General features: G+C 68.8%; 18 protein-coding genes and 1 pseudogene. 7 read left to right on the forward strand and 12 right to left on the reverse strand.

Features of this window, described 5'->3' with window-relative positions; translation table 11 throughout:
- The first annotated feature begins 174 nt into the window (after positions 1-174).
- Entirely contained in the window at positions 175-771 is a 597-nt protein-coding gene (locus IEY88_RS19120; protein WP_189156152.1) for a hypothetical protein, read from the forward strand.
- Here IEY88_RS19120 and IEY88_RS19125 read toward each other — a convergent pair.
- The gene (locus tag IEY88_RS19125) at positions 768-1,559 is read right to left on the reverse strand and encodes an HAD-IIA family hydrolase (protein ID WP_229693543.1); all 792 of its coding nucleotides are present in this window, start codon (positions 1,557-1,559) and stop codon (positions 768-770) included. The genes IEY88_RS19120 and IEY88_RS19125 overlap by 4 nt on opposite strands.
- A 4-nt stretch (positions 1,560-1,563) precedes the next feature.
- Positions 1,564-2,010 (reverse strand): MarR family winged helix-turn-helix transcriptional regulator, encoded by a 447-nt coding sequence (locus tag IEY88_RS19130; RefSeq protein WP_189156153.1) that lies wholly within the window; start codon positions 2,008-2,010, stop codon positions 1,564-1,566.
- A 115-nt stretch (positions 2,011-2,125) separates the two neighbouring features.
- Between IEY88_RS19130 and moaA the strand changes: the two genes are divergently transcribed.
- Together moaA and IEY88_RS19140 are read left to right on the forward strand one after the other, a co-directional pair.
- On the forward strand, positions 2,126-3,184 hold the full coding sequence (gene moaA, locus IEY88_RS19135; RefSeq protein WP_229693546.1) for a GTP 3',8-cyclase MoaA: 1,059 nt from the start codon (positions 2,126-2,128) through the stop codon (positions 3,182-3,184).
- Positions 3,181-3,447, forward strand: coding sequence for a MoaD/ThiS family protein (locus tag IEY88_RS19140; protein ID WP_189156155.1), 267 nt, complete (start codon positions 3,181-3,183; stop codon positions 3,445-3,447). Before moaA ends, IEY88_RS19140 begins: the two co-directional genes overlap by 4 nt.
- Here the strand turns inward: IEY88_RS19140 and IEY88_RS19145 are convergent.
- On the reverse strand, positions 3,411-5,744 hold the full coding sequence (locus IEY88_RS19145; protein ID WP_189156156.1) for an ATP-binding protein: 2,334 nt from the start codon (positions 5,742-5,744) through the stop codon (positions 3,411-3,413). The two genes, IEY88_RS19140 and IEY88_RS19145, sit on opposite strands and share 37 nt — an antisense overlap.
- A gap of 608 nt (positions 5,745-6,352) precedes the next feature.
- Here IEY88_RS19145 and IEY88_RS19150 point away from each other — a divergent pair.
- Positions 6,353-7,000, forward strand: coding sequence for a transglycosylase family protein (locus IEY88_RS19150; protein ID WP_189156157.1), 648 nt, complete (start codon positions 6,353-6,355; stop codon positions 6,998-7,000).
- Between the two features lie 609 nt (positions 7,001-7,609).
- Here the strand turns inward: IEY88_RS19150 and IEY88_RS45530 are convergent.
- From IEY88_RS45530 to IEY88_RS19175, 4 genes and pseudogenes are all read right to left on the reverse strand, one after another.
- A pseudogene (locus tag IEY88_RS45530) lies at positions 7,610-8,502 on the reverse strand (molybdenum cofactor biosynthesis protein MoaE).
- A complete protein-coding gene (gene moaC, locus IEY88_RS19165; protein ID WP_189156159.1) occupies positions 8,499-8,972 on the reverse strand; it encodes a cyclic pyranopterin monophosphate synthase MoaC in 474 nt (157 codons plus the stop codon). The pseudogene IEY88_RS45530 and the gene moaC overlap by 4 nt, the downstream one beginning before the upstream one ends.
- A 47-nt stretch (positions 8,973-9,019) precedes the next feature.
- Positions 9,020-10,402, reverse strand: coding sequence for an NAD-dependent malic enzyme (locus tag IEY88_RS19170; RefSeq protein WP_189156160.1), 1,383 nt, complete (start codon positions 10,400-10,402; stop codon positions 9,020-9,022).
- Positions 10,403-10,504: 102 nt separating this feature from the next.
- Positions 10,505-10,690 carry a hypothetical protein gene (locus IEY88_RS19175; RefSeq protein ID WP_090065798.1) on the reverse strand — a complete coding sequence of 62 codons (186 nt, stop codon included), beginning with the start codon at positions 10,688-10,690 and terminating at the stop codon, positions 10,505-10,507.
- A gap of 86 nt (positions 10,691-10,776) precedes the next feature.
- Between IEY88_RS19175 and IEY88_RS19180 the strand changes: the two genes are divergently transcribed.
- Positions 10,777-13,023 (forward strand): helicase-associated domain-containing protein, encoded by a 2,247-nt coding sequence (locus IEY88_RS19180; protein WP_189156161.1) that lies wholly within the window; start codon positions 10,777-10,779, stop codon positions 13,021-13,023.
- 169 nt (positions 13,024-13,192) lie between these two features.
- Positions 13,193-13,459 carry a hypothetical protein gene (locus IEY88_RS19185; protein ID WP_189156162.1) on the forward strand — a complete coding sequence of 89 codons (267 nt, stop codon included), beginning with the start codon at positions 13,193-13,195 and terminating at the stop codon, positions 13,457-13,459.
- Positions 13,460-13,553: 94 nt separating this feature from the next.
- Here the strand turns inward: IEY88_RS19185 and IEY88_RS19190 are convergent, their stop codons facing one another.
- From IEY88_RS19190 to IEY88_RS19205, 4 genes are all read right to left on the reverse strand, one after another.
- Positions 13,554-14,159, reverse strand: a complete 606-nt coding sequence (locus IEY88_RS19190; RefSeq protein ID WP_030470877.1) for a GTP-binding protein — start codon at positions 14,157-14,159, stop codon at positions 13,554-13,556.
- Positions 14,140-14,763: a DUF742 domain-containing protein gene (locus IEY88_RS19195; RefSeq protein ID WP_373294138.1), complete on the reverse strand. Its 624-nt coding sequence runs from the start codon at positions 14,761-14,763 to the stop codon at positions 14,140-14,142. Before IEY88_RS19195 ends, IEY88_RS19190 begins: the two co-directional genes overlap by 20 nt.
- Before the next feature lie 201 nt (positions 14,764-14,964).
- Positions 14,965-15,384, reverse strand: a complete 420-nt coding sequence (locus tag IEY88_RS19200; RefSeq protein WP_030470879.1) for a roadblock/LC7 domain-containing protein — start codon at positions 15,382-15,384, stop codon at positions 14,965-14,967.
- Positions 15,381-18,722, reverse strand: a complete 3,342-nt coding sequence (locus tag IEY88_RS19205) for a sensor histidine kinase (RefSeq protein WP_229693552.1) — start codon at positions 18,720-18,722, stop codon at positions 15,381-15,383. Before IEY88_RS19205 ends, IEY88_RS19200 begins: the two co-directional genes overlap by 4 nt.
- A 484-nt stretch (positions 18,723-19,206) precedes the next feature.
- On the opposite strand from IEY88_RS19205, the gene IEY88_RS19210 reads away from it, so the two are divergent.
- Positions 19,207-20,184: an ABC transporter substrate-binding protein gene (locus IEY88_RS19210; protein WP_189156165.1), complete on the forward strand. Its 978-nt coding sequence runs from the start codon at positions 19,207-19,209 to the stop codon at positions 20,182-20,184.
- 67 nt (positions 20,185-20,251) lie between these two features.
- Here IEY88_RS19210 and IEY88_RS19215 read toward each other — a convergent pair whose 3' ends face one another.
- Complete coding sequence (locus IEY88_RS19215; RefSeq protein WP_189156166.1) at positions 20,252-21,076, reverse strand: LppU/SCO3897 family protein; 825 nt, start codon at positions 21,074-21,076, stop codon at positions 20,252-20,254.
- Between the last annotated feature and the right edge of the window lie 4 nt (positions 21,077-21,080).

Raw genomic sequence — 21,080 nt, forward strand, 5'->3', positions numbered from 1 at the left:
GACCCCTGTCGAATGCCCACCCTGACCAACGGTCGGTGTTGCTGCTCCTCGGCTCATCGCGCCTCCCTCGTCGGCAGGGCTGCCGACGAGCCCGCACTCGCACTGCTGGTCAGTTCAGCGAAGCCGGATCCAATCGTAGCGTCATGTATCCGAGCGACTACGGAAAGTTGGAACATGAACGACGGGATCCATTCCGCGCTGAACGCACTTCCGCCACAGGGATTGGCACTCAAGCGTCACGTGTTGAGCAAGCTTCTCGACAACTTTCCGAGACAACTGACCGCCGCCGAGGTCGCGGAAGCCGGACCACGTCGAACCGACGCTTCCGTTCGCGGTGCGCTGAAAACGCTCGATCGCATCGGCGTGATCAGGTTCGTCTCGGCGGAGGAGACCGGGAACGTCGCTCGCTGGCACCTCGCGTCAAGCGCGCAAGAGGCGGTCCGCGCTTTCCTGCTGCGACAGGACGAGGACTCGCGCCCCTTGTCGCCACTACCTCCTCGACGGGCATATCAGCAGGTGCTCAGGGCCATGTACGAGGAGCCCGCGCGCACGTTCACCCTCAGGGCGTTGCTCGACAAAGTTTGGGGCGAACGCACGAGCGTGCGAACGCCGTTGGTCGAACTGTTCGAAGCGGGCTATCTACTGCGCAGCCTCACCGACGAGAACTGTCCCGGGCGCCCGCAGTTCGCCTATCGGCTGAACCCGGACGCCCAGGAACACGCGGACGCGCTGCTGTGCGCGCCCACGTGCTCGCCGCAGCGGAGGAACTAGACGGCGGCCCACTCGCCGAACGGGTCCGCGGAGTGACCGACGAGCTCTGCGATCGACTTCAGCACGCGCGTCGGCCGGTACGGGTACATCTCGGCGGTCTCGGCGCTGAAGACCCCGGACAGCACGAGGATGGTCGACAGGCCCGCCTCCAGGCCCGAGCGCACGTCGGTGTCCATGCGGTCGCCGATCATCAGCGCCTGCTCGGAGTGCGAGCCGAGGGCGCGCAGGGCCGAGCGCATCATCAGCGGGTTCGGCTTGCCGACGTAGTAGGGCTCGCGGCCGGTGGCGCGCTCGATCAACGCCGCCACGGCGCCGGTCGCGGGCAGCGAGCCCTCACGCGACGGGCCGGTGGCGTCGGGGTTGGTCGCGATGAACTTCGCGCCCTCCTCGACCAGGCGGATGGCCTTGGTGATGGCGGTGAAGCTGTACGTGCGGGTCTCGCCGAGCACGACGTAGTCCGGGTCGCGGTCGGTCAGCACGTAGCCGATCTCGTGCAGCGCCGTGGTGAGGCCGGCCTCGCCGATGACGAACGCCGAGCCGTTCGGGCGCTGCGAGTCGAGGAACCTGGCCGTGGCCAGCGCGGAGGTCCAGATGGACTTCTCCGGGATGTCGAGGCCGGTGCGCTGCAGACGCGCGCGCAGGTCCCGTGGCGTGTAGATGGAGTTGTTCGTGAGCACGAGGAACGGGGTCTCCGACGCCCGCAGCTCCGCGACGAACTCGTCCGCTCCCGGGATCAGGTGCTCCTCGTGCACGAGGACGCCGTCCATGTCCATCAAGTAGTGCCACATGGGCCTAAGTATCGATCACGCGCTTGCGAAACGTCTCGTTCTGGAGCTGGAGATAACGCTCGATCACCTGGAGCTCGGCGTCGTCGAAGTGCCCGAGCACCTCGACGAGGCTGTCGCGGGCCTTCTCGAACGGCGCGCCGAACTTGTCGACGTCGCCCACCGCGACCTCGACCAGGACCTTGCGGCGGTCGTGCGGGTCGCGGACACGACGGACATATCCGGCGCGTTCGAGGCGGTCGATGACGCCCGTGACGGCACCGGTGGAGAGGCCGGAGAGTTCGGCGATCCGGCCGGCGGTGAGCGGGCCCTCCGCCCGCATGGCGAGATCGAGGCACTTCTCGTCGGTCGCGGACAGGCCCATCTGCTCGGCGACCCGCGCGTGGAACATGACGGTGAGCGCGCTCTGCTCGCGCATGTAGAGCGTGAACCTCTCCAGCACCTCTGGTTCCATGTCGAACATCTTAGCGAGTAAGACAATTCCTTGTCAGAGTGCTCCAAACGGGCGGAACGTGAGAAACCTCGTTTGTGGAGTCACCTACAAGGGGTTGTTCATTAAGCTAAATAAGGTGACAGCAGTGGAGTTGGGACTACCGGTCGTGCGCGGCACACCGGACGCGTCCGCGCGCCCGGACTCGCCCCTGCTCGTCGACAGGTTCGGGCGGGTGGCGAAGGACCTGCGGGTCTCGCTCACCGACCGGTGCAACCTGCGCTGCACCTACTGCATGCCCGCCGAGGGCCTCGACTGGTTGCAGAAGGACGAGCTGCTCACCGATGCCGAGCTGATCCGGCTCATGCGCATCGCCGTGGTCGACCTGGGCGTCACGGACATCAGGTTCACCGGCGGCGAGCCGCTGCTGCGGCGCGGCCTGGAGCAGGTCATCGCCGCGACGGCCGAGCTCGAACCGCGTCCGCGCATGTCGATGACCTCGAACGGCATCGGGCTCGCCCGGCGCGCGCGGTCGTTGAAGGACGCCGGCCTGAACCGGATCAACATCTCGCTCGACACCCTCGACCCGGAGAAGTTCGCGACGCTGACCAGGCGCGACCGCATCACGGACGTGCTCGACGGTCTCGACGCCGCCCGCGAGGCAGGGCTCGAGCCGGTGAAGGTCAACTCGGTGCTGATGCGCGGCATGAACGAGGACGAGGCCGTCCCGCTGCTGCGGTTCTGCGTCGAGAACGGCTACCAGCTGCGGTTCATCGAACAGATGCCGCTGGACGCGCAGCACGGCTGGACGCGCACGAACATGATCACGGCCGACGAGATCCTCACGAAGCTCACGTCCGCCTTCACCCTGACGCCGTCGGAGGTCCCGCGCGGTGGTGCCCCGGCCGAACGCTGGCTGGTCGACGGCGGCCCCGCGGTCGTCGGCGTGATCGCCTCGGTGACCAGGCCGTTCTGCGCCGCCTGCGACCGCACCCGGCTCACCTCGGACGGCCAGATCCGCAACTGCCTGTTCAGCAACGGCGAGACCGACCTGCGCGCGCTGCTGCGCGACGGCTCCCCCGACGCCGCGATCGCCGACGCCTGGCGGGCCACGATGTGGGCCAAGGCGGCCGGTCACGGCATCAACGACGCGGGCTTCTCGCAGCCCGACCGCCCCATGAGCGCCATCGGAGGATGACAGTGAGCACCGCCGTGAACATCCGCTACTTCGCGGGTGCGCGGGCCGCGGCCGGGGTGGCCGACGAGGACCTGCTGCTCGACGCCACCGAGCCCACCGTGGCGCTCGTGGTCAGCACCATCGGCGAACGCCACGGCTCGAAGCTCGGCAAGGTCCTCGCCGCGTCGAGCTTCCTGCTGGACGGCGTCGCGGTGCGCGACACGTCGACGCGCGTGCCCGCCGGGTCTCAGCTGGACGTGCTGCCGCCGTTCGCGGGCGGCTGAGCGGCCAGGAACGCCTCCGCGCGGGCCACCACGGCACCCTGTTCACGCGACCGGGCCAGCTCCAGCGCTTCCCCGGCCAGGACCACGTCGCCGGTCACCTCGGCCAGCACCAGCACTGCCTGGGCCTCCAGCAACAGGTCACCGTTGTCCCGCACGTCCCGCACCAGCTCTTCGGCGAGTTCCCGATCGTGCCTGGCGAGTTTCAGCTGCGCGCTGCGCCGCGCCACCGGGTAGCCGATCCGGTTCGCCAGCTCGACTGCCCCCTGCAGGTCCTCCAGCACGACCAGCGCATCGGCCTCGATCCGGAGCTCGCCGAACTTCCGCGCCGTTTCGAGGCTCCGCAGCGCCAACGCCCTGGCCTGCTCGGGGTCACCCGTTTCCGCGGCCACCACAGCGAGGTTGAAGAGCACGTTCGGCTCGCCTTCCGCCGCCCCGCCGTCCTGGTAGCCGGCCAGCGCGGCCTCCAGGCAGCGCCGTGCCTCGGCGAACTCCCCGAGCTCGCGGTGGGCGATGCCGATGCCCTCGACGGCGGTGGCCAGGTTGATCGTGGAACCGGTCGCCTCCGCGATCTGTCTGGCCTCCTCGAAGTACGTGATGGCCGTGCGGAGCTCGGCGCGGGCACCGTGGATCGTGCCCAGGTTGAACAACATGGCCGCGAGGACGCCGGGCTCGTCGGGGCCCAGGCGCCACAGTCGTACCGCTTCTCCCAGGTCTGCCAGCGCACCGGTGAGATCACCGGTGTCCCGCTTCACCAGCCCCCTGTTGTTGAGCACCGAGGCCCTCGAACGATCCGAGGTGGTCAGCTCGACCGCCTCGCCGAACGACGCCAGCGCCTCGTCGAACTCTCCCAGCATCCACCGGAGGTGGCCGCGTCCGTTGTGCATCGCCGCCTGGCAGACGACATCGCCCGCCGCGCGTGCCGACGCGAGCCCCGTCGCCAGCAACATCTTCAGCTCCGGCCGGTAGCCGCCGTAGTAGAGGTAGCCGCGCAACGAGTCGGTGAGATGACTCGCGAACGGGTGCGGCGCGACCTGCGCCGCCGCCACGAGCACCGCGCGTTTCGCGTCGAGCCACGCTCGTGCTTCGTCGGCAGTGGAGAACGCGAGTCCGTCGACGTCCAGCGGTAGCCGGTCCAGCCGTTTGACCGCGGGGGTGGCGAGGTCGGCGGCGGTGCGCGCGGTGGCCAGGTAGAAGGACAACAGCCGACGCAACGCGGCGGGTCCATCGGCACCGACCTGCTCCGAGGCGAAGAGCCGGATCAGGTCGTGGAGCTGAAATCGCTCTCCCGCCTGCTGCACGAGCCCTGCCCCCACCAGCACGCCCACCTGTCGCGCACTGTCCTCAATGGACAGATTGCCGAGCACGGCAGCGTCCCGCACGTCGAAGTCCACGCCAGGATGCACGCTGAGCAGTCCGAACAACCGGCGCGCGTCGTCCGGCAAAGCGGTGTTGGACAGCTCGAACGCCGCCCGCACCGCCGCATCTCCCTCGATCTCCAGCGCGTCGAGCCTGCCGTCACCGCGCAGTTCGGCCAGATAGTCAGGCAGGTGCCGGTCGACGAGGTGCGCGCCCGCGATGCGCAGCGCGAGCGGCAGATGCGCACACAAGCGGATCAGCTCGGCGCGCTCCTCCGGCGAGCCGTCGACCTCCATCCGGTTGAGCAGCGCCTGCGCCTCCTCCTCGGCCAGCACGTCCAGCCTGACCTGACCCTCAAGGTCGTTTCGGCTGGTCACAACGGCCGCGCAGCCCTCCACCCCCGGTACGAGCGGACTCAGTTCCGTGGCGTTGTCGAGCACCACGAGCACGCGGCGGCCACGCAGCTTCGACCGGTAGAGCTCGATCTGCTCGTCGAGGTCGACCGGTACCCGCTCCGGCGGCACTCCGAGAGCACGCAGGAACCGACCGAGCGCCTGGTCGACGGTCACCTCCGAACCCGTCGAGAACCCGCGCAGATCGACGTGCAGCTGACCGTCCGGGAACCGGTCGCGGACACGGTGCGCGAGCTTGATCGCGAGCGCGGTCTTGCCGACCCCCGGCGGCCCGGTGATCACGACGACCGGCGCGTCCGTCGTGGACAGCGAGGCGAGTTCCGCTTCCCGGCCCACGAAGTCCGGCAGGTCGGCGGGCAGCTGCGACGGACCGGGCGCACGCACCACGAGCCGGTATCCGGTGGCGTCCGTGACGATCTCGTCGTCGACGGACTGCCGCAGCCGGCGCATCAGCGTGCGCAGTGCCGGCAGGGGCTTGCCCGGCGGCTCGTCACCCCAGACCGCCAGGACGAGGTCCCCGAACAGCACAGGTTCTCCCGCACGGGCGGTCAAGGCCCGATGCAATGCCGCCAACCGCGATCCACCGCTCACAGGAGGTGATCGTAGAAGCGGCGCTCCGTCTCCAGCGCGGCTCGGACGGCCTCATCGGACTTCTTGCCCATGACCTCGAGCAGTCCCCGCGCGCACAGATCGCGATCCCGGAGAGGGGTTCATGAGGCCGGTTCCGCCCGCCCGCGAGGCGATCGCCCAACCGTGGACAGCCGCCCCCGATGGCCCGACACGCGTGAGCCACGCCTCACTTTCCGTAATAGATCTCGGCCGATATCGGAATGGAAACGGACCGATAACGAAGCCTTTGAGCTGCTGTTTTGTAGGGTTCCAACAACGTTCCGAACCGTTACTGTGACACGCGTCACAGCTCGAAACATTTGGAGGGGCTGCCGATGGTTACGTACGGTCGCTCCTCGGCTGGCCCGAACCAGCCGCAAGCACTACCGGAGGACCGAACACCGAACCCAGTCCGAGGGTTCTCCGGCACATACCCCGAGCGAGAGAAACCGCCGGACTGGGACGCAGGAACGCACCGGGCCCCGAACCCGAGTTCCTGACCGCAGGTGAGGTGGACCGAGAGGCAAATGGCTTTCAACCGTGGCAGCAAGGGCAAGCAGGGTTCCACCGCCGCTCGCACTATCGCCAAGGTCGCGGCTGTCGGCATCATCGCCGGCGCCCCTCTGGGCCTGGCCGTTGGCACCGCCAACGCCGCCCCTGGAATGAACTGGGACGCACTCGCGCAGTGCGAGGCCAGTGGCAACTGGGCCGCCAACACCGGCAACGGCTACTACGGCGGTCTGCAGTTCAGTCAGCAGACGTGGAACGGCTACGGCGGCGTGGGCAACCCCGCCAACGCGTCCCGCGAGCAGCAGATCGCCGTCGCCGAGCGAGTGCTCGCGGGCCAGGGCCCCAACGCCTGGCCGTCCTGCAGCAAGCGGATCGGCAACTACACGGGCGTGGCCCCGAAGGCCGCTCCGGCCCCGCAGCAGCAGCGCAAGGCCCCCGTGCAGCAGCGCCAGGCCGCTGCCCCGGTGCAGCAGGCGCCGGTCGTGCAGCTCGAGGGCTCGAAGACGAACCCGAACGGCAACTACGAGATCAAGGCAGGCGACACCCTGTCGAAGATCGCGGACGCCAACAAGGTCGAGGGCGGCTACCAGGCCATCGTCGAGAAGAACAAGGGCTTCATCACGAACCCGGACCTGATCTTCCCGGGCCACAAGATCCAGATCTGAGCCTCCCCGGCTCACGCCACGGATCAGCACGACGCATGATGGCCAGCCCCTCTGACGTGGGCTGACACAGGACCAGGGATCTCACCGTCACCCCCCGACGGTGAGGTCCCTGCCTGCGTTGGCGGGTACGGCAGGGCAGGCGGGAGATCCGGCGGGCAGCGCCAACGGGCAAAGTGGGCAGAGCCAGCGGGCGAGTTGGGGCTGGCGAGGAGAGGCGGGCCACGAACGCAGGCCGACCGCTCACGGGTCTCGGGTCTTGGCGTGGGATCGGAGCGAGGCGGGGACCTGACGGACCGGGTTCGCCAGGCAGCCGCGATGCGAAGCGAGCCGTGTGAACCTCGTGCACCCAGGTTCCGGTGAGCGCCTCACATGGCGATTGGGGCTTTACCTTGAGGGGGCGGGATGCCACCCTCACGGGCACGGCCGGGCGCTTCTCAGCCCGGCCTTTCCGGCCGTCACGCATCCCGCCAGAGGCTCAAGGTCAAGCCCCAATCGCAGCCCCTTGATCCGTCATGACCTACGCGCCCACGCACGCAACAGAACTCGCCACCACAGCAAGGCGACCACCCCGCTGGAACAGGAACAGGTCAACGCAACAGCACCCGCACATCAGGGGCAGTTGACCCACTCATCGTCGCCCTCAGCGAAAACCTGCCGCTTCCACACCGGCAACCGAGCCTTGACCTCATCAACCAGGTCAGCACAAAGGGAAAACGCCTCCCCCCGATGCTCAGCGGCGACAGCACAGGCCAACGCCACATCCCCGATCTTCAACGGCCCAACCCGGTGCGACACAGCGATCCCGTGCACCCCGGAGTACTTCTCCGCAAGAGAAGCAACCACCTCAGCCACCACATCGGAAGCAGACGGATGCGAGTGGTACTCCAACTCGAGCACCGACCGCCCACCATCGTGATCCCGGACCACACCGGAAAAGGTGACCACCGCACCGGCCTGGTCAGACGAAACCAGCGCGGCGTGCTCCTCCACCGACAACGGCTCCGAAGTGACGACGGCCCGCAGCACCACGCTCATCGATGGTCACCCCCACGCAGTTGGTCGAGCGCGTGCTCGACAACAGACGACAGCACTTCCAGTCCATCCCGAACCCCACCGGTGGACCCCGGCAGGTTCACGATCAACGTCCGCCCGGCCACCCCGGCCACACCACGGGACAACACGGACCCGGGAACCCGCGGCCACCCGGACATCCGAATGACATCAGCCAGCCCAGGCACCTCGTAGTCCACAACGGCACGGGTGGCCTCGGGCGTCCGATCAGTGGGATTGATCCCGGTACCGCCAGTGGTCAGCACCAGGTCAGCACCACCACTAACGGCAGCGACCAGAGCCTCACGAACCGGCTCACCATCCGGCACGACAACAGGATCAGCGACCGAGAACCCGCGCGCCACGAGCCACTCGACGATCAACGGGCCGCTGCGGTCCGCGTACACCCCGGCCGCGGCGCGGTTGGACGCGGTGATCACCACCGCCTTCACGGGCGTTCCCACAGGCCGGACTTGCCGCCTTCCTTGCGCTCCACCCGCACCGCGTCCAGGGACGCCGCGGGGTCGACCGACTTCACCATGTCGTGCAGCGTCAGGCCGGCCACCGAGACGGCGGTCAGGGCCTCCATCTCCACGCCGGTGCGGTCGGTGGTGCGGACGGTGGCCGTGATCAGGACGGAGTCCGGGGCCAGTGCCAGGTCGACCACCACCGACGACAACGAGATCGGGTGGCACAGGGGTACCAGTTCCCAGGTGCGCTTCGCGGCCATGATGCCCGCGATCCGGGCCGTCGCCAGGGCGTCGCCCTTGGGCAGGCCGTCGGCGCCCAGCAACTCCACCACCTCGGCGGTCGTGTGCAGGACGCCGGTCGCCACGGCGGTCCGGGTGGTCTGCTCCTTGCCGGAGACGTCGACCATCCGGGCCGCGCCGTGGGAGTCCAGGTGGGTGAACTGCTTGGTCATACAGGGATCGTATGCCTGGACCCACCTCTGCTGCCTGTGCGAAAGACCTAGGAAGTGGCGGCCTTGCGGACTGCTTCGGCGACGGCCGGGGCGACGGTGTTGTCGAAGACCGACGGCACGATGAACGACGCGTTCAACCGGTCGCCGTCCACCACGTCGGCGATGGCCTGCGCGGCGGCCAGCAGCATCGCGTCGGTGATCGTCCTGGCGTGCGCGTCCAGCAGGCCGCGGAAGACGCCGGGGAACGCCAGCACGTTGTTGATCTGGTTCGGGAAGTCCGAGCGGCCGGTCGCGACGACGGCGGCGTGCTGCTGGGCCTCCATCGGGTCGATCTCCGGGTCCGGGTTGGCCAGCGCGAACACGATGGCGTCCTTGGCCATCGTGGCGACCTGGTCCGCGCCGAACAGGTTCGGGGCCGAGACGCCGATGAACACGTCCGAGCCGACCAGCGCGTCGTGCAGGCGGCCCGCCTGGTTGTCCTTGTTCGTGGAAGCTGCGATGGACTTCAGGTTCGAGTCCAGGCCCGGACGGTCGCGGTGCACGATGCCGTCGACGTCCACGGCGATGATGTCGCCCGGCGTCTGCGCCTGCAGCAGGCGGATGATCGCCGAACCCGCGGCACCGACGCCGCAGACCGTGATGCGGCAGTCCTTGATGTCCTTGTTCACGACGCGCAGAGCGTTGCGCAGAGCGGCGACGACGACGATGGCCGTGCCGTGCTGGTCGTCGTGGAACACCGGGATGTCGAGCTTCTCGCGCAGGCGGGCCTCGATCTCGAAGCAGCGCGGCGCGGAGATGTCCTCGAGGTTGATGCCGCCGTACACGGGAGCGATGAGCTCGACCGCGCGGATGATCTCCTCGGTGTCCTGGGTGTCCAGGCAGACCGGCCAGGCGTCGACGCCGGCGAACTTCTTGAACAGCGCGGCCTTGCCCTCCATCACGGGCAGGGCGGCGGCGGGGCCGAGGTTGCCGAGACCCAGCACGGCCGAGCCGTCCGTCACGACGGCGACGGTGTTGCGCTTGATGGTCAGGCGGCGCGCGTCGTCCGGGTTCTTGGCGATCGCCTCGCACACGCGGGCGACACCCGGCGTGTACGCGCGGGAGAGGTCGTCACGGTTGCGCAGCGGCACCTTCGACGCGATCTCGATCTTGCCGCCGAGGTGCACTAGGAACGTGCGGTCCGAGACCTTGCGGACGACGATGCCGGGCAACGTCTCCAGCGTGTCGGTGATGTCCTTGGCGTGGTTCGCGGAAAGCGCGTTGCACGTGAGGTCGATGACGACGCGGTCGTTGTGCGACTCCACGACGTCGAACGCCGTGATCACACCACCCGCGCGGCCGACGGCCGAGGTGAGGTCACCCGCGGCGCTCGCTGACGGCGGCGCCTCCAGACGAACGGTGATCGAGTAACCAGGGCCGGGGACCGGCATCGTCGTCCTCCCACGAAGTACAAGCGGGAAACGAGCCTATCCCCGAGCCCTTTGCGGTACGCACGCGACTCGACCAGTCTTAAGACCGGCCTGACAATCCACTCAGGACTTGTTGATCTCGGTCACCGGGTGCTTGTACGGGAGGTCCTCCGACGGCAGCGGGAACGTCACCGTGCCGAACGGGGAGAGCGCACCCTGCAGGTCACTGGTCAGTTCGGTGACGGGATGGCTGCCGTCCGCGCCCTCCGGCCAGTGCGGGTCGACCCGTCCCGGGCGTCCTTTCGCCACGTTCTCCTCCTCAGTGGTGCCTGCTGACGGGCACAAGTGTGACAGAGCACGATGTGTTCTCCAGCGACCCATATACCGTGGTGAGAATGTCCGGCATCACACTCGCCGACTGGCTGCGCGCCCAGGACGACGCTGCTCTCGTCGCGCTGCTGCGTGCGCGACCCGATCTGGCAACGCCCCCACCTGCCGATATGTCCGTGCTCGCGACACGGGTCGGCACGCGGGCGTCGATCGCGCGTGCCTGCGAGGACCTCGACACGTTCACGCTGGCGGTGCTCGAGGCCCTGGTGGTGGAGGGTGCGGACGCCGCGCCCGTGGCGTTGCCCACAAAGCTCCTCGGGCCGGACGTGAAGCCCAGGCCGCTCAAGCAGGCGGTCGCGAGACTGCGGTCCCTCGCACTCGCCTGGGGCGACGACGACGCGCTGTCGGTCCCGCCCGTCACCAGGGAGGCGTTCGGCTCGTACCCCGGCGGGCTCGGCCGGGGCACCGGGCAGACGTACGACCTGAGCGGCATCACCGAGGGCGAGCAGCGGGTGCTGCAGAAGCTCGCCGCCGGGCCGCCCATCGGCGACACCAAGGACGCCTCCCGCGTCGTGCCGCTCGAGAAGGCCGAGACGCCCGTGCAACGACTGCTCGCCCGCGGTCTGCTGCTGCGGCGCGACCCCGGCACCGTCGAGCTGCCGCGCGAGATCGGCGTCGCGCTGCGGGGCGACCGCCCGCTCGGCCCGATCCAGGTCACCGAGCCGAAGCCGAAGACCACCGCGCTCCAGCAGACCAGCGTCGACGCCACCGGCGGCGGCGAGGCCCTGGAGCTCGTCCGGCACGTCGAGAACCTCATCGCGAGCTGGTCGGCCGAGCCCGCGCCGGTGCTGCGGACGGGCGGGCTGGGCGTCCGGGAGCTGCGCAAGGTCGTCAAGGACCTCGACGTCGACGAACGCCGTGCCGCCCTGCTGATCGAGCTCGTGGTCGGCGCCGACCTGGCCGCGAACACCGAGGCCACCGAACCCGAGTGGGTCCCGACGACCAAGGCCGACGTGTGGCTCGCCGCCACCACCGAGGTCCGCTGGGCCACGCTCGCGCACGCCTGGCTGGACCTGCCACGCCTGCCCGCGCTGATCGGGCGCCGCGACGAGAAGGACAGGCTCTTCAACCCGCTCGCGGACGAGATCCGCCGTGCCCAGGCCCCGCGCGACCGCCGATGGGTCCTCGAGACCCTGACCGCGTTCCCCAAGGGCACCGCGATCGCGAACCCCGCCGACCTGGCCGCCCTGCTCGGCTGGCGCGCACCGCGCCGGGGCGGGCGCCAGCGGGACGAGCTCGTGCGCTGGACGGTCGAGGAGGGCACCGCCGTCGGCGTGCTCGCCCTCGGCGCGATCACCAGCGCGGGCCGCGTGCTGCTCGACGAGGGCCCCGGCCACGCCGCGAAGGCCCTCGGCGACGCCCTGCCCGCGCCGCTCGACCACGTGCTGGTGCAGGCCGACCTCACCGTCGTCGCCCCCGGCCGCCTCGAACCCGAGCTCGCGGACGAGCTGGCGCTGGTCGCGAACGTCGAGTCCGCCGGCAGCGCCACGGTCTACCGGGTCAGCGAGGCCACCGTCCGCCGTGCCCTCGATGCCGGACGCACCGCCGAGGAGCTGCAGGAGATGTTCAAGCTCCGGTCGCGCACGCCGGTCCCGCAGTCGCTGACCTACCTCATCGACGACGCCGCGCGCCGCCACGGCCGGTTGCGCGGCGGGGCGGCGGGCTCGTTCCTGCGCTGCGACGACCCGGTGCTGATCAGCGAGGTCCTCGCGCACCCGGAGGCGGGCCGCCTGGAGCTGCGCCGGATCGCACCGACCGTGCTGGTCAGCCCGTTGCCGCTGGCGGACGTGCTGGACGGGCTGCGGTCGGCCGGGTTCGCCCCGGCCGCGGAGGGCCCGGACGGCCAGGTCCTCGACCTGCGGCCGGGCGGTCGCCGGACCACTCCCAGGCAGCGCAGCGCCCGCAAACCGGCGTCACCCGCTGTGCCCGCCGACGAGCGGCTGGGTGAACTCGTTCGACTGGTCCGGGCCGGTGATCGCGCCGCGGCGACACCAAGGGGTGAACGCGTGGCCGTTCCCAGCAACCTCGGCGCGGGCCCGTCCGCGACCTTGTCGCTGCTCCAGCAGGCCGCACGAGCGCGCCGCAAGGTGCTCGTCGGGTTCGTCGACTCCCACGGCACGGCGGCACAGCGAGTGATCGAGCCCCATGTGGTCGGGGGTGGCGTGCTCGAGGGCTACGACCACAGCTACGGAGAGGTGCTGAGGTTCCCTCTTCATCGCGTCACGTCCGCCGCATTGGTGGACGAGGACTGACAGTCGGTCATCCCCCGGTAGGGGATCCGGATCACCCTTGCGTGGGCGTTGCGCGACCTTAGCGTCGATTGACGTGGACGTACCCGAGACACGTCCACATCGACCGAGGAGGACTCCCACAATGGTCAGCTCAAGGCCGGCGCTCCAGACAGCCGGCGTTTTCACAGCCATGGCTTTCGCACTGATGTTCTCGTCCGGCACGGCGTCAGCCGAGCCGATCCAGGACACCGACCGAGCGCAAGCCGAGACCGTCGTCGCCTCCGACGCCACCGGACGGGACATCGGGCTCGGCATCGGGCTCGGCATCGGCGTCGGGCACGGGCACCACTGGAACCACTGGCACGACTGGGACGACGACTGGGACCACTGCCACCACCACGGCCACCACCACGGCGGCCTGTTGATCGGCCTCGGTCTCGGCCTGCACATCGGCTAGCCGCCTGCGGACACGACAACGAGGCGAGCGCCGTCCCCGAAGGTGGCGCTCGCCTCGTTCAGTCGTGTAGCGGTCGTACTCCGGCGGAAGGAGTTCAGCCCGCGCGGACGGACATCCACTGGCGCATCGCGTGCTCCACCAGCGTGATGAGCGTCTGCTTCGTCGACTGCCGGTTGCGCGCGTCGCACGTCACGATCGGCACCGACTCGTCGATCGTCAGCGCTTCGCGGACGTCCTCCAGCCTGTGGTGGAGGAGGCCGTCGAAGCAGTTGACGCCGACGACGTACGGCAGCTGCCGGTCGTCGAAGAAGTCGATCGAGGCGAACGCGTCGGCCAGGCGGCGGGTGTCGACCAGCACGATGGCACCGATGGCGCCGCGTACCAGGTCGTCCCACATGAACCAGAACCGGTGCTGACCCGGTGTACCGAAGAGGTACAGGATCAGGTCGCTGTCGAGCGACACACGGCCGAAGTCCATCGCGACGGTCGTGGTGACCTTGTTGGGCGTGGCGGAGAGGTCGTCCACCCCCGCGCTGGCCTCGGTCATCACCGCCTCGGTGGTCAACGGGACGATCTCGGACACCGAGCCGACGAACGTCGTCTTGCCCACACCGAAGCCACCCGCCACCACGATCTTGGCGGACGTCGTCGGCTTCCGTGCGCCCTCGGCGCCCTGGGGACTAGAGCCTGCGAAGCCCACTGAGCACCCTCTCCAGGAAATCCATGGAAGGCCGGTCCCCCACGACCAGACCGCCCTGGTGAATCAAAACCAAACCCATGCTTGCCATGTCGCCGATCAGCACCCGCACGACGCCAAGTGGCAAGCGTAGGAGTGCCGCGACCTCGGCCACCGACCGCGTGTCCACACACAACCCGCAGATCGACCTGTGCTCGGGAAGCACTGCCGCATCCCGTTCGAGGCCCTTCTCGCTGGTCGAGATCAGCGCCTCGATCGCAAGATCGTAGTCAGGTCGTGTGCGTCCACCGGTGCGTGTGTAAGGCCGCACCAATGAACCCGAGTCCGCGGAAGCATTCTCCTCCGGACGCACTTGAGGCTGCGCACCGGTGCTGTACGCCGGTTGACCACCGGTGTTGTACGCCGGTTGACCGCCGGTGGTGTACACCGGATGCGAACCGGTGGTGTACGGCAGCTGTTCCGGCACCGCGTCCGGCATCTCGTGCTGGCCGAACAGGTCCGCCCCCGGGCCGCCGAACAGCCCGGAACCGTACCCGTCTATGTCGAATCGGTTCGGCACGTCGTCGTACGGATACGACGACGAGTCGTCCACCTCACGCTGAGACATATCGCCTAGCCCTTGCCCTGTAACCCGCTCATCGAGGGGTGCGTCCTCAGCTTCCTCTGGTTCTTGGGGTATCGCGTCAGGCTCTTCGAACTGGAACCCACCAGAAGCCCACTCCTGGTAGTTGAAGTTCCTACCGAAGCCCCGGCCTCTAGCGCCAGATCTACCAGCCATTGGTTCTCACCCCTGAACTCCAGATGAGGTCTAGCGACGGACCACGCCCTGAAGCTGCGCGCGCAGCTCAGGGGTGAGTTGTTGACCGACTCTCTCCACCAACAGCGTCATCTCGTAGGCCACGAGGCCGATGTCGCAGTTGGGCGCCGCCAGGACGGCAAGGCAAGAACCGTCACTGATCGACATGAGGAACAGGTAACCCCGCTCCATCTCGACGACCGTCTGGTTGACCCCGCCTGCCTCGAAGCAGCGGGCAGCACCCTGGGTGAGGCTGACCAGTCCGGACGCGACCGCGGAAAGCTGTTCCGCGCGGTCCCGGGGCAAGCCCTGGGAACCGGCGAGCAACAGCCCGTCCGCGGACACCACAACGGAATGTGCCACTCCGGGCACCCTCCGCACGAAGTCGGTGATAAGCCAACCAAAGCTGCCTGGCTGCGCTGCGGTCGTCACTCCTGCTCCTCGTTCTGCCGGCTCGACTGGTCACCAGCGTATGCCTCGATCAATGCGTGCCGGCCTCGCTTGACACCACTCTGCAGGCTCGACATCCGTCCGCGCACCGCGTCTGCGGTGCGGGGCGGCAGCGGCGGGCGCTGCGCTGTCGACGTCAGGGACTGCGGCTTGGGTGCTGCAGATCCTGGCACGAGCTGAGCCTTCGGTGTCCGTTTCGGCAATCCTGCCGTGGTCTTCGTCTCCGGCGCCTTGTTCAACAACGCCTGAGCCGCGTGCCATCCCTCATCGGCCGGCGATTGCCAAGCCGACTCGGAAGTAGCTGCCGCCGCTGGAGTCTCCTCCACAACGGGCTCGGGTTCCACAACTCGCTCCTGCTCGGCGGGTGCGGGTACTTCCTCGGCCGCCGGCTGGACCTTCGAGCGCGGCGTGCGCACCGGAAGACCAGCGGCCGACGTGGTGGTGGGTGCCACCGCCGGTACAGGCTTGCGCGATCGGGTCGGGAGCTCCGGTTCCGGCCCGTCCGAGAGCGGCGGGACGGTCGGCGGTTCGTCGATGTACTCGACCGAGCCCTTGCCGGTCCCGCCGAGCCTCGACTCGACGTGCCCGTTGGTGGCGGCCGGTGCGTCGTCCTCGGAGCCCGCAGGGACCGGCTGAGCGGTCGAGGCGGACGTCTCGCTGCCCACGGCCTGGAACCACTGCGACAGGACCGCCTCGTAGATCGGCAGGCGTTCCGTCGGTGCGTCCAGGTCGTGCTCGATCTTCTTGCGCGAGGCTTCCGAGGTGCCGTTGCGGTGCCCCATCCCGATGTCGAGCCGGCCCTCGTCGACCGAGGCGCGCGAGACGCCGTTGGACGAGGCGGGCTCGTCCTCGATCGGGGGGATCGGCACGAACTGGGTGGTCTCGTATCCGGGCTCGAACGAGATCTCGCCGGCCTCTTCGTTGCGGTCCTCGTAGGCCGTGAAGAGGGTGGGCTCGCCGAACGAACCCTCCGGCTCGACCGCGGCGAGCTGGTCGCGGCGCCACCGCTCGGACGGCGTCACGTCCTCGATCGGCGGGTCGTTGTAGACCGGGATCGCCGTCGCGCCCGCACCGGTGTCGGTGATCGAGCTGGGCACGAAGTTGACCGGGATGCTCGGGCTCGACTCGTCGATGCGCGGCTGGACACCGGTCGCACCGCCGAAGGCGCCGGCGATGCCGCTGGCCCTCGTCGCGGTGGTGCCGATCTCCGTCGTGTGCTCGGCCGGTGCCATCGGCATCGACACGGGCGGCATCGACGGGACCGACGAGTTCGGCGACATGCCGAACGCGGAGGCGAGACCACCGGAGCCGGACGGCGGGGTCGACATCGGCGCCTGGCCGGGGATCGCGGTGAGCGTCTCCGGCACGATCACCAGTGCCGTCGTGCCGCCCTCGATGTCCTCGTTGCCGCGCAGGCGGACCTTGATGTCGTGGCGCTTGGCGAGCCGCGCGACCACGTACAGGCCCATCCGGCGGGAGACGGCGACGTCGACGTCCGGCGGGTCGGCCAGACGCTCGTTGGCGTCGATGATCTCCTGCTCGCCCATGCCCACGCCGCGGTCCTGGATCTCGATCGCCAGCTCGCCCTTGCGGGTCTTGGCCGTGCGAACGGTGACCTTGGTGACCGGGTCGGAGAACGCCGTGGCGTTGTCCAGCAGCTCGGCGATGAGGTGCACGAGGTCGTTGACCGCGCGGCCCTGGACCGTGAGGTCCGGGGTCTGGCCGACCTGCACGCGGGCGTACTGCTCGACCTCGGAGACCGCGGCGCCGAGGACCTCGGCGGCCGGGACGGGCCGGGTCAGGCGCCGCGAGAGGTCCGTGCCCGAGAGGACCAGCAGGTTCTCCGAGTTGCGGCGCATGCGGGTCGCGAGGTGGTCCAGCTCGAACAGCGAGGCCAGCTGGTCCGGGTCCTGCTCGTCCTGCTCCAGCCGGTCGATCAGGTTCAGCTGGCGCTCGACCAGGGCCTGAGAGCGACGCGACAGGTTGACGAACATCGCGTTGACGTTGTCACGCAGGAGGGCCTGCTGGGCAGCCAGTCGCACCGCTTCACCGTGCACCGCGTCGAACGCGCGCGCCACCTGACCGATCTCTTCCCGCGTGTGCACCGGCACCGGCTCGACGGCGGTCTTCGCCGCGTCCTCCGGGTTGGCGTCCGCGAGGATCCGCTCGACCGCGTCCGGGAGACCGTGGTCGGCGACGTCGAGGGCGGTGCGGCGCAGCGTGCGCAGCGGGTTGAGGATCGAGCGGGCGACGAACAGCGCCATCAGCAACGCGAGCGCGAGGATCGCGAGGACGATGCCGGACTCGACGTACGCCCTGGCGCGCGTGTCGCCTGCCAGGTCGTCCGTCTTGTTCTGCAGCTGCTCGACCAGCAGGTTTTCGACGTCGCGCGTCAGGTTGACCGTCAGCGTGGCGGCGATGTCCCACTTCTCGGGCGTGACCTGCGTGAAGTCCTTCGCGCCCGACTGCTGGTTGATCGCCGATTCCTGCATGTCGTTCGCGTTGTCGACGATGAGGCCGGTGACCGTGTCGTCGTAGATCTTGGCCTGCTCGGGCGTCGCGGCCTTGCGGAAGTCGTTCCGCGCGGCCTCGAGCTCGGCGTCCGCCGCCTGCAGGGACCGCAGCTGGGACGGCGTGAACGCCTTGCGCTGGAAGACGTCCAGGAGGATCGCCCGCTTGAGCGATTCCTGCTCCTTGATGCGCGCGATGGCGTTCGTGGTCAGGTGCAGTCGCACCAGTTCCGGGTCGTTGATCTCGGAGATCGTCTGCTCACCGAGGTTGATGAGCGTCTCGATCGACTCCGAGTAGGTGCGCTGGACGGCCTCGGCGGGGTACTGCGTGTCGCGCACCGAGTTGCGGAGGCTGTTCAGGCGGTTGAGCTGGTTGAACGCGACCTGGAACCGCTCCACGGCAGAGGGGTTCAGGTCGGAGCTGAGCTCGGCGATCCTGTTGCTGAAGGCCTCGCTGGTGTCGTTCACGCGGCGCAGCTGGCGCTCCAGGACGACCCTGTCGACCTTCTTGTTCGACGCGACGTAGCTGACCGACAGGTCGCGCTCGCGCTGCAGCTGCTGCACCAGGTCCGCGACCGCGGTCTCGAGGCGGATCTGGTTCGCGAGGTTGTTGAACTCCGTGGCGTCCTGGAGGTCGGTGCGCACGCGCAGACCACCCAGGGCGAGCGCACAGATCGTCGGGATGAGCAGAACGGCGAGCAGCTTGGTGCGCAACCGCCAGTTCCGCAGGCGCCACCCCGCGGATCGGGTAGATCCTGAACCAGGTCCGGCACCGACCTCGTGCTTCACCGGGTCCGGTGTCACGTTCATCGGTCCGTTACCCAGCGCAGCCAGTCCGTCACCCGATTCGGGCCTTTCGGAGCGTGTGGTGTCACCCACGCCAAACTGGCTGGGACCTCTCTCACGTCGGGCCACTCTGGGCTTCCTCTTCCAGCAGCAGTGTCCCGGTCTCTCCCCAGGACCGAGCATGGACTCGTCAAACGGGCCGAATTGCAGCACAGAGGTTGTTCGCCCGGTGAGGCGCCCTACCCCGTCTGAAGACACGTCGGTCTACTACGACCAGTGCCACCCGAGCCGGAAGGGTAATGGGCACCCCCTGTGTTGGGGAAGTCTCCAGAAGCACTCACCGTATCGAGATGGGGTGTCGTTTCATACGTTCAGGTGGTTAACATCCCCGGTTGTCGGTACACCCCAAGTCCGTCCGAACTCGCAGTTCGGACTGCGGACGCCCTGGTCTGTGGCGACACTCACTGATCAATTCGAAGCTACCCAAGCCCTACCGGCGAGAGGTGCCATGGCTACCCGAGCCACAGCTCTGCGGCTTGTCGCAGTGCTCACAACGTGCGTCCTGACCGCGAGCTGCGGCCTGTTCGGCGGTTCGTCGAACGGCGGCAACGCGGACGTGGAACGCAACGTCATCCGCATCGGCGTGCTGCCGGTCGTCGACGTCGCCCCGCTGCGGATCGCGCTGACCGAGAAGCTGTTCGAGAAGGCCGGCCTGCAGGTCAACCTGGTCACCCAGCCCACCGAGGCAGAGGCCATCAAGCAGCTGGACACCACGCTCGACCTCACGTGGGCGACGCACGTCAGCCTCTTCCGCGCGGTCGCCGAGGGCACCGAGCTGCAGCTGCAGGGCGAGGCCTACCAGGCAGGCCCCAACTCGATGGCGCTGGTGGCGAAGGCCGACTCGGACTACGACGACCCCGGCAAGAAGAACGCGCCGCGCATCGCCGTGAACAGCGAGACCGACATCGGCGCGCTGACCACGCGTGCCGTGCTGGACACCGCCGCGGTCGAGAAGCAGAAGATCAAGTTCACCTCCATGGCGTTCGCCGACATGGAGAACGCGCTGACCTCAGGCACGGTCGACGCGGCGTTCATGATCGAACCGTTCATCACGAAGGCGCAGCGCAAGATCGGTGCGAAGATCGTCACCGACACCGCCCGCGGCCCGACGCTGGACTTCCCGATGTCCGGCTACGCGTCGTCGAAGAAGTTCGCCGAGGCGAACCCGAAGACGCTGAAGGTGTTCCGGGACGTGCTGCGCCAGGCGCAGCAGCGCGCGCAGGCCAACAAGCTCGCCGTGCAGGACTCCCTGACCAGCTACGCGGACGTGGACGCACCTACCGCGGCCCTCGTGTCGGTGGGCACGTTCCCGCTGTCGCTGAACCCGATCCGGCTCCAGCGCGTGGCCGACATGATGGACACCGAGGACGTGCTGTCCGGGCGTCTGGACGTGCAGCAGCTACTGCCGCCGGGTACGACGAATTAGTTGCTCGATCGCATGAGAAATGGCGGGCCGGAAAACCGGCCCGCCTTTCTCGTTCGTCACTGCTTCGTCACTGTCCGCCGATGGCGGAGATGCAGTAGGTGATGCCAGGGGCGGGTTCCGCGTACGAGATCGGAGTCGCCTCACCACACTCCGCGGTGGCCGCCTTGACGACCTTTTCGACCTTCAGGGTCTTCTGGACGGCGAACTCGTTGCCCCCCTTGGCGCAATCGATGATCTTCATGCCCTCCATGTTCATCTTCACGAGTTCTTCCTGGTAGCACTTGCCCTCTTCGAGCTTCTCGACCAGGCAGAGCTTCAGCGACGACGAACGCCGGCCGGACTCGGTGTACTCGGCGTAGTCCTCGCTCGGGCACGCCTCGGACGTGGACTTCATGGCCTTGGCGATGAAGTAGTTCGCCTCGGCGGAGGAGCAGTCGACCTTCTTGTACTTCGGGCTGAACGTGGTGCCCGTGACGCTCGCGCAGTCGCCCGGCTTGGCCGACGGCTCGGTGATGGCGCTCAGGCCGCCGCCGATCAGGACCTTGACCAGGATGCCGACGCCGACGAGCACGACGATGGTGACGATCGAACCGATGACCTTGCCGGCGGCGCTCTTCTTGGGCGGGGGGCCGTAGGGCATCGGCTGACCCAGCGGCTGGCCGGGCACCTGGCCGGGAGGCGGGCCGTACGGGTTCGGCGGCTGCTGGGCGTACGGGTCGCCGGGCTGGCCGTACGGCTGGCCGGGCTGGGCGTACGGGTCCGCGGGCTGACCGGGGTAACCCTGCTGGGGCGGCTGACCGTAGGGGTTCGGCTGGCCGTAGGGCTGCTGCGGCTGTCCACCGGGAGGCGGCCCGTAGGGCCCTGGCTGCTGGGGGTGGTTGGGGTCGGTCACTGGA

It is taken from the genome of Lentzea pudingi (genome assembly GCF_014646255.1).
In the GTDB taxonomy this organism is placed as follows: Bacteria; Actinomycetota; Actinomycetes; order Mycobacteriales; family Pseudonocardiaceae; genus Lentzea; species Lentzea pudingi.

Excerpts from the sequence above, each read along its gene's own strand:
- IEY88_RS19120 (WP_189156152.1), top strand. The coding sequence starts at position 175 with ATGAACGACGGGATCCATTCCGCGCTGAACGCACTTCCGCCACAGGGA.
- IEY88_RS19125 (WP_229693543.1), bottom strand. The coding sequence starts at position 1,559 with ATGTGGCACTACTTGATGGACATGGACGGCGTCCTCGTGCACGAGGAG.
- IEY88_RS19130 (WP_189156153.1), bottom strand. The coding sequence starts at position 2,010 with ATGGAACCAGAGGTGCTGGAGAGGTTCACGCTCTACATGCGCGAGCAG.
- IEY88_RS19140 (WP_189156155.1), top strand. The coding sequence starts at position 3,181 with ATGACAGTGAGCACCGCCGTGAACATCCGCTACTTCGCGGGTGCGCGG.
- IEY88_RS19150 (WP_189156157.1), top strand. The coding sequence starts at position 6,353 with ATGGCTTTCAACCGTGGCAGCAAGGGCAAGCAGGGTTCCACCGCCGCT.
- moaC (WP_189156159.1), bottom strand. The coding sequence starts at position 8,972 with ATGACCAAGCAGTTCACCCACCTGGACTCCCACGGCGCGGCCCGGATG.
- IEY88_RS19170 (WP_189156160.1), bottom strand. The coding sequence starts at position 10,402 with ATGCCGGTCCCCGGCCCTGGTTACTCGATCACCGTTCGTCTGGAGGCG.
- IEY88_RS19180 (WP_189156161.1), top strand. The coding sequence starts at position 10,777 with ATGTCCGGCATCACACTCGCCGACTGGCTGCGCGCCCAGGACGACGCT.
- IEY88_RS19185 (WP_189156162.1), top strand. The coding sequence starts at position 13,193 with ATGGCTTTCGCACTGATGTTCTCGTCCGGCACGGCGTCAGCCGAGCCG.
- IEY88_RS19195 (WP_373294138.1), bottom strand. The coding sequence starts at position 14,763 with ATGTCTCAGCGTGAGGTGGACGACTCGTCGTCGTATCCGTACGACGAC.
- IEY88_RS19205 (WP_229693552.1), bottom strand. The coding sequence starts at position 18,722 with ATGAACGTGACACCGGACCCGGTGAAGCACGAGGTCGGTGCCGGACCT.
- IEY88_RS19210 (WP_189156165.1), top strand. The coding sequence starts at position 19,207 with ATGGCTACCCGAGCCACAGCTCTGCGGCTTGTCGCAGTGCTCACAACG.